The 14,742-nt window shown below is 31.6% G+C and carries 13 protein-coding genes and 1 pseudogene; 13 read left to right on the forward strand and 1 reads right to left on the reverse strand.

Going from position 1 to position 14,742, the window contains the following annotated elements; genetic code table 11:
* Positions 1-84: 84 nt before the first annotated feature.
* The 8 genes from uvrC to TICRE_RS03630 all read left to right on the forward strand — a co-directional run bounded on the left by uvrC (position 85) and on the right by TICRE_RS03630 (position 10,443).
* Positions 85-1,941: an excinuclease ABC subunit UvrC gene (gene uvrC / locus TICRE_RS03595; protein ID WP_075725222.1), complete on the forward strand. Its 1,857-nt coding sequence runs from the start codon at positions 85-87 to the stop codon at positions 1,939-1,941.
* 1 nt (position 1,942) lies between these two features.
* On the forward strand, positions 1,943-2,152 hold the full coding sequence (locus TICRE_RS03600) for a PspC domain-containing protein (RefSeq protein ID WP_075725224.1): 210 nt from the start codon (positions 1,943-1,945) through the stop codon (positions 2,150-2,152).
* Positions 2,153-3,076 (forward strand): HPr(Ser) kinase/phosphatase, encoded by a 924-nt coding sequence (gene hprK, locus TICRE_RS03605; RefSeq protein ID WP_075725225.1) that lies wholly within the window; start codon positions 2,153-2,155, stop codon positions 3,074-3,076.
* A 109-nt stretch (positions 3,077-3,185) separates the two neighbouring features.
* Complete coding sequence (nifJ, locus tag TICRE_RS03610) at positions 3,186-6,716, forward strand: pyruvate:ferredoxin (flavodoxin) oxidoreductase (protein WP_075725227.1); 3,531 nt, start codon at positions 3,186-3,188, stop codon at positions 6,714-6,716.
* Between the two features lie 208 nt (positions 6,717-6,924).
* On the forward strand, positions 6,925-7,839 hold the full coding sequence (gene murB / locus TICRE_RS03615) for a UDP-N-acetylmuramate dehydrogenase (protein WP_084191797.1): 915 nt from the start codon (positions 6,925-6,927) through the stop codon (positions 7,837-7,839).
* Entirely contained in the window at positions 7,839-8,576 is a 738-nt protein-coding gene (locus TICRE_RS03620; protein ID WP_075725229.1) for a PHP domain-containing protein, read from the forward strand. Before murB ends, TICRE_RS03620 begins: the two co-directional genes overlap by 1 nt.
* Before the next feature lie 10 nt (positions 8,577-8,586).
* Positions 8,587-9,441 (forward strand): RNase adapter RapZ, encoded by an 855-nt coding sequence (rapZ, locus tag TICRE_RS03625; protein WP_075725231.1) that lies wholly within the window; start codon positions 8,587-8,589, stop codon positions 9,439-9,441.
* Between the two features lie 9 nt (positions 9,442-9,450).
* A complete protein-coding gene (locus TICRE_RS03630; protein ID WP_075725233.1) occupies positions 9,451-10,443 on the forward strand; it encodes a gluconeogenesis factor YvcK family protein in 993 nt (330 codons plus the stop codon).
* 9 nt (positions 10,444-10,452) lie between these two features.
* Here the strand turns inward: TICRE_RS03630 and TICRE_RS03635 are convergent, their stop codons facing one another.
* The gene (locus TICRE_RS03635; protein WP_075725235.1) at positions 10,453-10,977 is read right to left on the reverse strand and encodes a hypothetical protein; all 525 of its coding nucleotides are present in this window, start codon (positions 10,975-10,977) and stop codon (positions 10,453-10,455) included.
* Positions 10,978-11,199: 222 nt separating this feature from the next.
* Here TICRE_RS03635 and TICRE_RS03640 point away from each other — a divergent pair, with 222 nt between their 5' ends.
* The 5 genes and pseudogenes from TICRE_RS03640 to dnaE form a co-directional block, all read left to right on the forward strand.
* On the forward strand, positions 11,200-11,604 hold the full coding sequence (locus tag TICRE_RS03640) for an NUDIX hydrolase (protein WP_075725237.1): 405 nt from the start codon (positions 11,200-11,202) through the stop codon (positions 11,602-11,604).
* Between the two features lie 14 nt (positions 11,605-11,618).
* On the forward strand, positions 11,619-12,572 hold the full coding sequence (gene whiA / locus TICRE_RS03645) for a DNA-binding protein WhiA (RefSeq protein ID WP_075725239.1): 954 nt from the start codon (positions 11,619-11,621) through the stop codon (positions 12,570-12,572).
* Positions 12,573-12,839 (forward strand): HPr family phosphocarrier protein, encoded by a 267-nt coding sequence (locus TICRE_RS03650; RefSeq protein WP_075725241.1) that lies wholly within the window; start codon positions 12,573-12,575, stop codon positions 12,837-12,839.
* A gap of 15 nt (positions 12,840-12,854) precedes the next feature.
* Positions 12,855-13,235 carry a GrdX family protein gene (locus TICRE_RS03655; protein ID WP_075725243.1) on the forward strand — a complete coding sequence of 127 codons (381 nt, stop codon included), beginning with the start codon at positions 12,855-12,857 and terminating at the stop codon, positions 13,233-13,235.
* 168 nt (positions 13,236-13,403) lie between these two features.
* Positions 13,404-14,615 (forward strand): annotated as a pseudogene (gene dnaE / locus TICRE_RS03660) (DNA polymerase III subunit alpha); the annotation flags it as partial.
* Positions 14,616-14,742: the final 127 nt, after the last annotated feature.

The raw sequence follows: 14,742 nt of genomic DNA on the forward strand, positions 1-14,742 counted from the left end.
TGGCCCGGTCTAATCACCTTATATTTTTATACCTATATATGGTATAATATATAGTAAATAAAGATAAAAAACAAAGGTGATAAAATGTTTAATATAGAAGAAGAGCTACAGAATTTACCAGCTAAACCTGGTGTCTATATAATGAAAAATAGTGATGATGAAATTATTTATGTGGGAAAGGCGATTTCCCTTAAAAATAGAGTAAGGCAGTATTTCCAAAAAAGCAATAGCCAAGGCACAAAGGTTCGTGCTATGGTTAGCCATATAAAAGAATTTGAATATATAATAGTAGACAATGAAGTAGAAGCGTTAATCTTAGAATCCAATCTCATAAAAAAACATAAACCAAAATACAATATACTATTAAGAGATGATAAGCAATATCCTTATATAAAGGTATGTTTAAATGAAAAGTTTCCAAGAGTTATGAAGACTAGAAGAGTGTTAAAAGATGGTGCAAAATACTTTGGACCTTATCCAAGTGCAACAGCGGTAAATGATGCTATAGATATACTTCATGATATATATCCAATAAGAACTTGTAAGGTAAATCTAGATAAAACTAAGAAAAACCTTAGACCCTGCCTTAGATATCATATAGGAAAATGTACTGGTGTCTGTATAGGGCTTGGTGATGAAGAAGAATATAGGGAGATAATAAAAAAAGTTCTAAATTTTTTAAGTGGCAAAGATGAAACTATTATAAACATGATAGAAAACAATATGATAGAAGCATCTAAAAACTTAGAGTTTGAAAAAGCAAGTGTCTATAGAGATCAGCTAAACTCACTCCTTGTATTACAAGAAAAGCAAAAGATAGTATCAGATACTACCATTGACCAAGATATAATAGCTATGGCAAGAGGTTTAGAAGAAGTTTGTATACAGATATTCTTTATTCGTGGTGGAAAGATACTTGGAAGAGAACATTTCTTAATAGAAGATAATTTTAGTGCGGATAGAGGAGAAATCTTAAGTTCATTTATAAAGCAATTTTATATAGGAGCTGCTTATGTTCCTAAAGAGATAATATTAGAAACAGAAATAGAGGATTTAGAGGCTGTAAGCAAGTGGCTTGAGGGTAAAAGAGGTACAAAAGTAAATATAACTGTTCCAAAAAGAGGGGATAAGACTAATCTTATAGAGATGGTAAGTAAAAATGCAAGAGATATGTTAAATAAGTATGGAGATAAGTTTTTAAAAAAACATAGAGAAAACATAAAGGCTCTAGAACAGATTCAAGATATATTAGGGTTAGAAGATGCTATTAAGAGGGTTGAAGCATATGACATATCAAATATAAGTGGAGTTCATTCAGTGGGTTCTATGGTAGTTTTTGAAAACGGAGAAGCTAAAAGAAGTGACTATAGAAGGTTTAAAATAAAGACAATAGAAACTCCAAATGATTATGGGAGTATGGAAGAAGTTTTAAAACGAAGATTTACTCGTGGACTTAAAGAACAAGAAAGCGAAGAGGACTTAAAGATGAAAGGTTTTTCAAGTTTTCCTGATCTTATAATGATGGATGGAGGTAAAGGTCAAGTAAATATAGCTTTAAGAGTATTGGAAAATTTAGGGCTTGATATTCCAGTTTGTGGTCTAGTAAAAGATGACTTTCATACAACAAGAGGTATTATATATAATAACAAAGAATATAATATGGATCTTGATTCACAAGGATTTAAATTGATCTATAAGATACAAGAAGAAGCACACCGTTTTGCTATAAACTATCATAGAAGTCTTAGAAGTAAGGATATGTTTAAGTCTGAACTCGATGATATAAAAAGCATTGGACACAAAAGGAAAGTAGCTCTTCTCAAACATTTTAAGAGTATTGAAAAGATAAAATCTGCAAGCGTAGAAGAGTTAAAAGTGGTAGAGACTATGAATATAAAATCTGCAACAGAACTATATAATCATTTTAGAAAGGAGAGGTAAAATGGAGAAAAAACTTTATAAATCTAAAAAAAATAAAATGATAGCAGGAGTATGCGGTGGTATTGGAGAATATTTTAATATAGACCCTACCCTTATAAGACTTGCCTGGGCTATCCTTTCAATACTAACCGCATTTTTCGGCGGGATAATCCTCTATATAGTAGCAGCTATAATAATACCAAATGAATATCAAATAAAGGGAGAAGACTAAATGAACTATATAAGTTTAAGAGAGATTATAGAAGAATTAGATTTAGAAGTTATATATGCTTCAAGTGATATAGATGATATAAAAATATATTCTATTGAAATAAGTAGGCCAGGACTTCAAATAGGTGGATATTTTAATAAGTTTGTTCCTGATAGAATTCAGATTATAGGTAATGCAGAATGGTATTATTATGAAACTCTTCCTCTAGAAGAAAGAATAAAAAACATGGATATGTACTTTTCATATGATATGCCAGCTCTTATCTTCTCTAGAAATTTAGATGTGTTTCCAGAGATGATTCATCTAGCTAAAAAATACGATAGAACTATTTTAAGGTCTAAAAGGACAACTGCAAGCTTATCAAATAAAATGGCTAGTTTTATAGAATTAGAACTTGCACCTGAAACTAGAGTTCATGGTGTATTTGTAGAAGTATTTGGAATAGGAGTTCTTATAACTGGTAAATCTGGAGTAGGCAAATCTGAAACGGCTCTTGATCTTGTGACTCGTGGACATAGACTTATTTCTGATGATACAGTCATGATAAAAGATATAGAGGGAAGGCTTATGGGAAAGTCTCCTGTTATAACACGTCACTTTATGGAGATAAGAGGTCTTGGAATCCTTGATATAGAAAGGCTTTATGGCGTGGGATCTGTAAAAAATTATGAATATATAGACTTAGTAGTAGAACTAGAACTTTGGAATGAAGATACAGAATATGATAGAATAGGCCTTGATGAGAGCTTTACTAGGGTTTTAAATCTTGAAATTCCAACGGCTACAATACCTGTAAGACCAGGTAGAAACGTAGCTATGATATTGGAAGTTGCAGTAAGAAACTTTAGACAAAAACTTTTAGGATATAATGCTGCAGAAGAATTAAATGAAAGAATAAAGAGTAATTCTATAAATAAAAAATAATTCTAAATTTTTGAACAACTTAGTTGACATCACCCTTGATATTTTATATACTAAAAGGGATGGAACAATAACAGTTTAACACCAATTAAAATATAGGAGGTTATGCAATATGACCAAAGTTATGAAAACCATGGATGGAAATACAGCCGCATCATATGTATCTTATGCATTTACTGACGTTGCTGCAATATACCCAATTACTCCTTCATCAGACATGGCAGAAAATGTTGATGTGTGGGCAGCGGAGGGAAAGAAAAACCTTTTTGGACAAGAAGTATTAGTAAAAGAAATGCAGTCTGAGGGGGGCGCAGCTGGTGCAGTACACGGTTCCTTGCAGGCAGGAGCACTAACTACTACATATACTGCTTCTCAGGGATTACTTCTTATGATCCCAAATATGTATAAAATAGCGGGTGAGCTTCTTCCGTGTGTGTTCCATGTATCGGCAAGAGCAATAGCATCTCATGCACTTAGTATATTTGGAGATCACCAAGATGTTATGGCTACAAGACAAACAGGCTTTGCAATGCTTGCATCTGGTTCTGTACAGGAAGTTATGGACTTAGCAGGGGTAGCTCATTTATCTTCTATAAAGGGAAGGGTACCATTTGTACATTTCTTTGATGGTTTTAGAACAAGTCATGAGATTCAAAAGATAGAAGTTATGGAATATGAGGAATTAGGAAAGTTATTAGATAAAGATGCTCTTAGAGAGTTTAGAGCAAGAGCACTAAATCCAGAAAATCCAGTAACCCGTGGAACAGCTCAGAATCCTGATGTATATTTCCAAGCAGCAGAAGCTTCAAACCCTTATTATGAAAACATAGGTGAGATCACTTATGATTATATGAAAGAAATAAGCAAAATTACAGGAAGAGAATACAAACCATTTAATTATTATGGTCATCCAGAAGCAGAAAGAGTAATAGTTGCTATGGGTTCTGTAACTGAAACTATAGAAGAAACAGTAGACTATCTTTTAGAAAAAGGAGAAAAAGTAGGAGTTATAAAAGTTCATCTTTATAGACCTTTTGTAGCAGATTATTTCTTTGATGTATTGCCAAGTACGGTTAAAAAGATAGCGGTATTAGACAGAACAAAAGAAAAAGGTGCAATAGCTGAGCCTCTTCATTTAGATGTAAACACAATATTCTTCAATAAAGAGCAAAGACCAGTTATAGTTGGGGGAAGATATGGACTTGGATCAAAAGATACAACTCCTTCACAAATCTTTGCAGTATTTAATAATTTAAATGAAGATAATCCAAGAGATAGATTTACTATAGGTATAGTAGATGATGTAACACATAAATCATTAGAAGTAAAAGATATTATAAAAACAGAGCTAAAAGAAACAATAAAATGTAAGTTTTGGGGCTTTGGATCAGATGGTACGGTAGGTGCAAACAAACAGGCTATAAAAATCATAGGTGATGATACAGATATGTATGCTCAGGGATATTTCTCCTATGATAGTAAAAAATCAGGTGGTATAACAGTTTCCCACTTAAGATTTGGACATGAACCTATAAAATCAACATATCTAATCTCAGATGCTGACTTTATATCTTGTTCAAAACAATCATATGTATATCAATATGATTTATTAAAAGGTCTTAAAGATGGAGGATCGTTCTTACTTAACTGTATATGGGATAAAGAAGAACTAGATGATTATCTTCCAGGTGAAATGAAAAAGTATATAGCAGATCACAATATAGATTTTTATACTATAAATGCAACTAAGATAGCAGCAGAAATAGGTCTTGGTGCTAGAATAAATATGGTAATGCAAGCGGCATTCTTTAAATTATCAAAAGTACTACCTCTTGATGAAGCAATATCTCACTTAAAGAAATCTATAGTAGATGCTTATGGTACAAAAGGTGAAGCTATAGTAAATATGAACTACGAAGCAGTAGATAAGGGGATAGGAGCTTTAGTTAAGGTAGATGTTCCAGAATATTGGAAAGATGCAAAAGGGGAAGAACAAAAAGAAGATTCTTTTCCAGAATTTATAAATGAAATTCTTATTCCTATGAACAGACAAGAAGGTGGTAAATTACCAGTAAGCATTTTCACAGGCGATAGAGTAGATGGTACTTTCCCACATGGAACATCAGCTTTTGAAAAACGTTGTATAGCAATAGAAGCACCTCAGTGGAAGATAGAGAACTGTATCCAGTGTAATCAATGTGCTTATGTATGTCCTCATGCAGTTGTAAGACCATTCTTATTAGATGAAGAAGAAAAAGCTGCAAAGCCTGATACTTTTGAAACTAAAAAAGCTATGGGTAAAGGCATGGAGAAATATGATTATCGTATACAAGTATCAGTTCTTGACTGTACAGGATGTGGAAACTGTGCTGAGGTTTGTCCAGCTAAAGAAAAAGCTTTAGTTATGGTACCTTTTGAAGAAGAATACGAAGTACAATCTAAAAACTGGGAATTCGCTACTACTATAAAGACAAAAGAAGATCCAATGCCAGTTACAACTCTTAAAGGCAGTCAGTTTAGACAACCTCTATTAGAATTTTCTGGAGCTTGTGCAGGTTGTGGAGAGACAGCTTATGCTAAACTTGTAACTCAGTTATTTGGAGATAGAATGTATATAGCAAATGCTACAGGTTGTTCATCAATCTGGGGTGGTTCTGCACCAGCAACTCCATATTGTAAAAATCAAGAAGGTAAAGGACCAGCTTGGGCAAACTCTTTATTTGAAGACAATGCTGAGTATGGATATGGTATGGCAATAGCTGTTAAGCAGATAAGAAATAAAATTCAAATATTGATGGAAGAGTTTATTTCTTTAAATGTAGAATCAGAATTAAACGAATACTTTACAAATTGGTTAGAAAACATGAAAGATGAAAAGGCTACTAAAGCGGCAGCTGGAATGATTTTACCAAGACTTGAAATAAAGCTTGAAAATGAAAGAGCAAATGAAATATTACAAGAAATAGCAGAGAGAAAAGATTATCTAGTTAAAAAATCTATCTGGATATTTGGTGGAGACGGATGGGCTTATGATATAGACTTTGGTGGACTTGATCATGTGCTTGCTTCTGGAGAAGATATAAATATACTTGTATTTGATACTGAAGTATATTCAAATACTGGTGGTCAATCATCTAAATCCACACCAATAGGTGCAGTAGCTAAATTTGCAGCTTCAGGTAAAGAGATTAGAAAAAAAGACTTAGGTATTATGATGACAACTTATGGTTATATATACACAGCTCAAATATCTATGGGAGCAAATATGAATCAAACTTTAAAAGCTATCAATGAAGCTGAAAGCTATGATGGACCATCTCTTGTAATAGCTTATTCACCTTGTATAAACCATGGTATTAGATCTGGTATGGGTACTAGTGTAAGACAAGAAAAGAGAGCGGTTGACTCAGGATATTGGCATCTATATAGATTTGATCCAAGACTTAAGGATCAAGGGAAAAATCCATTCCAATTAGATTCTAAAGAGCCTACAGAACCGTTTATGGACTTTATAAACTCTGAAGTTAGATACACTTCTCTTAGAAAGACATTCCCTGAAATGGCAGAAGAACTCTTTGTTGCAGCGGAAAATAATGCTAAGAAAAAATATGAAAGCTATAAGAGAATGGCTGAACAAGAATAATAAATAATTTCTTTCTATAGAAAAGATGTTTTAAACAAGATGCACCTAAAGAGTAAATGATAAATTTACTCTTTAGTTTGCATCTTTTTTATATTTTTGGCTAGTATATTTTGTATTAACAAGTATATTTTCTATAAACAAGATGAATATAGCATAAAATAAAAGTATATGATAGAATAAGAATAATATTAATGTTAGGAGTGGTAGTTTGGATAAGAAAAAATTAATCCAAATATTTGAAGATAAAAATGTGGGAACTGTACTTATAGATGAACCAATGAAAAATCATACAAGTTTTAAAATAGGCGGACCCGTTGATATAATGATACTTCCAACTTCTGAGGAAGAAATAAAAAGAGCTGTAAAAATCTGTAGAGAAGAAAACTTGGATTTTATGATTATGGGTAATGGAAGCAATATGCTTGTAAAAGATGGGGGCATAAGGGGAGTTATAATAAAGTTAAATGAAAACTTTAAAAAAATAGAAGTAAGAGGAAATAGAATATACGCCCAGGCTGGGGCACTCTTAAACGCTATAAGTAGAGTTGCACTGGAAAATTCACTCTCAGGTTTTGAATTTGCAACAGGCATTCCCGGAGCACTTGGGGGAGCGATAACCATGAATGCAGGTGCTTATGGTGGTGAGATGAAAGATGTAGTAGAATCTGTAAGGGTATTGGATAAGAGTGGAGAAATAAAAGAGTATTCTAATAAAGAGATGAACTTTAGATATAGAGGTAGCAGAGTAGAAGATGAAGGTCTAATAGTTTTAAATATAGTATTTAAACTTAATTCTGGTAAAAAGGAAGAGATAAAAGCTACAATTGATGATTTAACTTATAAAAGAACGTCAAAACAGCCTTTAGAATGGCCAAGTGGGGGAAGCACATTTAAAAGACCCGAGGGATATTTTGCTGGAAAACTTATAGATGATTCAGGTCTAAGAGGTTTAAGATATAGAGGAGCACAAGTGTCTAAAAAACACTGTGGCTTTGTAATTAATGCAGATGATGCTACTTGTAAAGATGTATTAACACTTATAGATATAATAAAAAAGACAGTTAAAGACAACTATGATGTAGAACTTGAAAGAGAGATAAAACTTTTAGGAGAAGATTTATAATGAGATTGTTTGGAGATTATCATACACATACAATATACAGTCATGGAACGGGAAATATAGAAGATAATGTAAAGGTAGCGATTGAAAAAGGACTTAAAGAAATAGCAATATGTGATCATGGACCAGGTCATTTCTTATATGGAGTAAAAAAGAAAAATATACCTTTAATGAAAGAAGAAATTCTTAGACTAAATGATAAGTATTCAAAAGATGGAATAAATATTCTTCTTGGGGTAGAGGCAAACCTCATTAGTTTTGAAGGTATGATTGATATGGATGATGAATTAATAAAGCATACAGATATACTTCTTTTGGGATATCACTATGGAGTTATCCCAGCAAGCTTTGGTGATGGAATAGGACTTTATATAAAGAATCCTTTAACCAAGTTTTCAGGTTTAGGCAAGAAAAAATCAATTGAGCAAAATACATTAGCATTTATAAAGGCTATAAATAGATATCCTATAGACTTTATAACTCATCCCGGTGCTAAAGTTAAATTAGATATAAGAGAACTCGCAAAAGAAGCTGGTAAAGTTGGTACAGCACTTGAAATAAATGCAAAGCATGGAGAGTTATCTATTGAGAGCATAAAGATAGCTATGCAAGAAGATGTAGAATTTATAGTCAACTCTGATGCGCATACTCCTGAAGATGTTGGAAATATAGAAAAATCTTTAGAGCGAATAAAGAATGCAAATCTTCCATTAAACAGGATAAAAAACATAAGAACATAGGAGGAAAAAGATGGACTTTTTAATAATTACTGGAATGTCAGGAGCAGGAAAGTCTCAAACTATGAAAATTTTAGAAGATATGGGATATTACTGCATGGATAATCTACCGCCAAATTTGCTTCCGCAAATTGCAGAACTATTTAAAGAATCTAAAAGAGGTATGAAAAAGATAGCAGTTGTAATAGACACTAGAGGTGGAGAATTTTTCCATGGACTTTTTAAATCACTAGATGAACTAAATAATATGGGAATAGGATATAAAATACTCTTTATAGATGCCTCAGACAACGTTATTATTAAAAGGTATAAAGAACTTAGAAGAGTTCATCCTTTAAAACCAGAAGGTAGGATAATAGAAGGCATAGATGAAGAAAGAGAGCTATTACAGGAGTTAAAAGAAAAGGCATATTTTATAATAGATACTTCAAACCTAAATCTTGGAATGCTTAAAGAAGAAATATATAGGCTATTTTCAGAAGGTGGAGAAAAGAGAAAACTTACTATATCTCTTATAAGTTTTGGTTTTAAAAATGGTGTATTATCAGATGCAGATCTATTGTTTGATGTGAGATTTCTTCCCAATCCATTTTACATCCCTGAACTAAAAGAGCACTCTGGAAGAGAACAGGAAGTTAAAGACTATGTGTTTAAATGGCCTCAAACAAATATATTTATCTCTAAACTTATAGATATGTTAGAGTTTTTGATACCATATTATGTAAAAGAAGGAAAGACACAACTTGTAGTAGGAATAGGTTGTACGGGGGGATTTCATAGATCAGTTGCTATAACAAATAAGGTATCAGAAATATTAAAAGATAATGGTCACAGAGCCATCTCTAATCATAGAGATTTAAAAAGATAGGTGGTATATATGAGTTTTAAAAAAGAAAGATATGAACCAAAGGTTGTCGTAGTAGGTGGAGGAACAGGGCTTTCTATCCTACTTAAAGGGCTTAAAGAATTCACGAAAAATATAACTGCTATAGTAACAGTTGCAGATGATGGTGGAGGTTCAGGCGTACTTAGAGAGGACTTAGGCATGTTGCCACCAGGAGATATAAGAGCTTGTATGCTTGCGCTTGCAAATACAGAACCTACAATGGAAAAATTATTTCAATATCGTTTTGAAGAGGGAATGTTAAAAGGACAGAGTTTTGGTAATATATTTATAGCTGCTATGAATGGTATATATGGTAATTTTGAAACAGCTATAAAAGAATCAAGTAATGTCCTTGCCATAACTGGAAAAGTTTATCCTATGACTCTAGATAATGTTAGAATAAAAGCTGAGTTACAAAATGGAAAGATGGTAGAAGGAGAGTCCTATATATCTATAGAATCAACTAAAGAAAAGAGCAAGATAAAGAAGGTGTCCATAGATCCTGAAATACCAAAGCCTCTCCCTGAAGCAATTGAATCTATAAAAGAAGCAGATATTATAGTATTAGGTCCTGGGAGCTTATATACTTCAGTAATCCCAAATCTCTTAGTAAAGGATATTGTAGAAGCTATAGTTAAATCACCTGCTCCTAAGGCATATATAGTAAATGTTATGACAGAGCCAGGAGAAACAGATGATTATAAAGTATTAGAGCATGTTCAGGCAATACTTGACCATTCCAGAGATGATCTTTTAAACTATGTAATTGCAAATACGCAAGACGTTCCAATAGAAACTTTAGAAAAGTATATACACGATGGATCAGTTCCAGTGAAAATACAAAATAGTGATGAAAAAACCCTCGCTAAAAAAGGTATAACTCTTATAGCAAATTCTTTAATAGATATAAAAAAAGATTATATAAGGCATGACAATATAAACCTAAGTAAACTATTGGTGCAATTAGCAAAAAGTAGACCATAGTAAAAGGGCCTACTTTTTCTTATCTTCTAATAATTTTCCTATTAAAGTACCAGCAGTTCTTTTGTTAAGTGTATCGTAATTGATTTCTTTGTTTAAATCATCCGCTAGTTTTTTTATAGTTTCAATTTGTCTTTTAGTAGGGGGGTCACTAGATGGAGATTCTACAGTTCCATAGTGATCTTCTCCTTCAGCTACACCCTCTTCCATTGAAAGCTCTTCTACAGCCGTCATACCTACATTTGTAAGATCACGGAGTGCGCGAGCTTTTGCTCTTGTAGAAGCCATTCGTATAATATGAGGAGCTAGCATACTGTTGACAGATCTAGGGCTTGCATCTCCTATATCACTAAATCGACCTTTTTGAGTAGTTGCTACTGCTCTTGCAATAGCTGTCATATTATTTTCTTCACTTGGAAATTGTACCAAATCCACTTCTAAAGATACAAGCCCTATCTGATGAGCTAAATCTAACAATCCTTCATAAGTTACAAAACTCTTCCCCTGTAAATTTATAATGAATTTTTCATTTATCATAGTATTCACCTCTATATTATAATACCCAAAACTTTACTTTTTATAGCTATTTTGCAAGGTATAATAAGACAAGTTTTATAGTGTTTTCAATAGATTCTATTGTATAACAAAAGTAGCTTAAATCATATAAAAATAAAATAAGCTAACATTATGTATTGAAATATAGTATAATTAAGATAATATTGATAGATAGGTATAAGTGGATTCTCAGGAGTTGATAATATGCGTAAGGAAATTAGCTCTGGGGGTGTTGTTATATTTGGTAATACTATTTTGCTATTAAAAAAATATAATGGAGATTGGGTCTTACCAAAGGGTAGAGTGGAAAAGGGTGAAACTCTTCCCGCAGCAGCTTTAAGAGAGGTACAAGAAGAGACAGGCGTTAAAGCTAATATAATAGATTATATTGGAGAGATAAATTATAAATATAAAAGTATTCAATATAATGAAATCGTTTCTAAGATAGTGTACTGGTACCAAATGGAATCTTTTTCTATGGAGTGTAGACCTCAAAGGTCTGAAGGCTTTATTAGTGCAAAATTTATTCACCAAAATAAAGTCTTAGAAATATTAAAATATAAAGATGAAAGAGAAATAATAAAAAAGTTTTTAAAACTTAAAAAATAGAAACAGGTGGTAATATGTCATTTTCTCAAAAAACCAAAAACGAACTTTCAAAACTTCCTATTGAAGATATCTGTTGTTCTTTAGCAGAACTTTCTGCATTAGTTCGGATGTGTGGAACTATAAAAATAGCAGGATCTGAAAAAATCAATTTAAAGTTTTCTACAGAAAATGCAAGTATTGCAAGAAGGATATTTTCTATATTAAAAAAGAGTTATGATGTAGACATAGAAGTAATGGTTAGACGAAATAGACAACTAAAAAAGAACAATAATTATCTTATAGCTATAGGAGATAGAGATATATCAAAGAAAATACTTTTAGATGTTGGTTTTATTAAAGAAAAAGAGAACAATATCTTTAATCCAGATTATAAAATAGAGAAAGATATAATAGAAAAAAGATGTTGTAGAAGATCCTATATAAGGGGTTCTTTTTTAGGCGGAGGTTCTATTAGCAATCCAGAAAAGACCTATCATTTGGAAATGGTCACAAATAATAAAGAGCATGCTGAAAATTTATCTGAGATTATAAATTCATTTAATTTAAATGCTAAGATAGTCCTAAGAAAAGATAATTATATAGTATATTTAAAAGAAGGCGAGCAGATAGTAGATATTTTAAATATAATGGGAGCACATCAAGCACTTTTAGAATTAGAAGATGTAAGAGTATTAAAGGATGTTAGAAACAATATAAATAGAATTGTAAATTGTGAAACAGCAAATTTAAGTAAAACTATAAGTGCAAGTCTAAGACAGATAAATGATATTGAACTTATAGAATCTCGTATGGGATTAATTAAACTTCCAAAGAACCTTAGAGAAGTTGCAAGCCTTAGACTAGATAATCCGGATGCAAGTTTAAAAGAAATAGGAATGATGCTAGATAGTCCTGTTGGAAAATCAGGAGTGAATCATAGATTTAGAAAAATTGGAGAAATAGCAGAAGAATTAAGAGGAGGAAGGTAAGTGCATAAGAAAACTATAATGCTAAATAGTGATGAAGGTCTTCATGCAAGACCTGCTGCAAAATTTGTACAAAAAGCAAATAAATATCAAAGTGAGATAGAAATAGAATTTTGTGGAAGTAGGGTCAATGGTAAGAGCATAATAGGTATAATGAGTCTGGGGGCTTATCCAGGAGAAAATATAACTATAATGGCTAATGGGGTAGATGAAAAAAAAGCAGTAGAAGATTTAATAAACTTTTTACAAAGTGGATATAAAGAAATTTAAAGGAGGTAATAGCATATGGGAAAAGTTATAATTACAAATAATAAAATCGTATATGAAAAATACAAAGATAGATTTGAATTTATTTTTAGTGAAGATTATTCTTATAAAGATATATTAGAGATCGTTAGATCTAAGATACATGAAGGATATGAGCTTTTAACTCATCCACTATCAGGAAGTATAAAACCAAATGAAACTCCATTTAAAACTATAATAATGTCAAAAGAAAAGGGCAATCTTGATTATCAAGGTTTAAATATAATAGAAGAAAGTATAATGACATTTGGTAAGTTTTATGAAAACAAAAATACACCTAATTGGACAGAAAGAGTATTAGATGATTTTAGAGTAATAGACTTTTCCTTAATAGAAAATGTTATAAAAAAGTTTATGTAAAGACTCCTATGAGTCTTTTTTTATAATGAATAGGAAAGTCCTACTTTTGCTCTTTTAATTTAGTGACTTTCCGTCAATGAGTTTCAAAAAAAGCTTTTTTATAATGCTTCTTTTGAAGCTTTTTTTATTTTCGCTTAATTGTGGTAAAATATATATATCAAAAAGGATGTGATTAAAATAGAAAAAAAAGACTTTGTTCATTTACATGTTCATACCCAATATAGTCTTCTAGATGGTTCAGCTAAGATAAAAGAGTTGATTAAAAAGGCTAAAGAGATGCAGATGGATTCCATTGCAATAACAGACCATGGTTCTATGTTTGGAATTATAGACTTTTATAAAGAAGCTAAAAAAAATGACATAAAACCAATATTAGGGTCAGAAGTTTATGTAGCACGAGATAAATATACAGATAAGGAAACAAAGGATAAAAAGAGATATCATTTAGTACTTTTAGCAGAAAATAATATAGGATACTCAAATCTTATGAAAATTGTTTCAGAAGGATATATAAATGGATTTTACTATAAACCTCGTATAGATCATGAAGTATTAAAAAAATATAGTGAAGGAATAATAGCTCTTTCAGCATGCCTTGCAGGAGAAGTACAACAATATATATTAGAAGATAATTATGAAAAGGCTAAAGAAATAGCTTTAAAATATAGAGATATATTTGGAGAGGGAAATTTCTTTTTAGAACTTCAAGACCATGGTATGAAAGAGCAGTTAAGAGTAAATAGTGAACTTGTAAAACTTAGTAGAGAAACAAAGATACCCCTTATAGCTACAAATGATGTTCATTATTTAAATAAAAAGGATGCAGAAGTTCACGATATACTTCTTTGTATACAAACAGGAAAAACAATAGGAGAAACAGATAGAATGAGATTTCCAAGCGATGAGTTCTATTTAAAATCTCCAGAAGAGATGTATGAGAGATTTGGCAATTATGAAGATGCAATAGAAAACACTATAAATATAGCCAAAAGGTGTAATGTAGAAATAGAATTTGGAAATCTTCACCTACCAGAATATACTGTACCAGAAGGTTTTACAAATAAATCATATTTAGAAAAACTTATATTAGAAGGATTAAAAAATAGATATGGTGAACTTACAGATGAATTAATGGATAGGTTTTTATATGAATTCGGTATAATAGTAGATATGGGTTATATAGATTATTTTTTAATAGTTTGGGACTTTATAAAGTATGCTAAAGATAATGGAATAATGGTAGGGCCTGGAAGAGGTTCGGCTGCAGGAAGTATAGTCTCATATGGTCTTGGAATAATAGATATAGACCCTATAGAATATGGACTCATATTTGAAAGGTTTTTAAACCCTGAAAGGGTAACAATGCCCGATATAGATATCGGTGCGACACGTTTGTAGTTGAAAAGACTACACACTAAATTTATATTTAGGAGAACTAATACTCTGAGCAATTAAATGAGAAGGTAACGCTTTGAAGAATTGCCATTAATACTACGGTATGCAGTTG

The sequence above is a fragment of the Tissierella creatinophila DSM 6911 genome, assembly GCF_001940565.1.
Taxonomy (GTDB): Bacteria; Bacillota; Clostridia; order Tissierellales; family Tissierellaceae; genus Tissierella_A; species Tissierella_A creatinophila.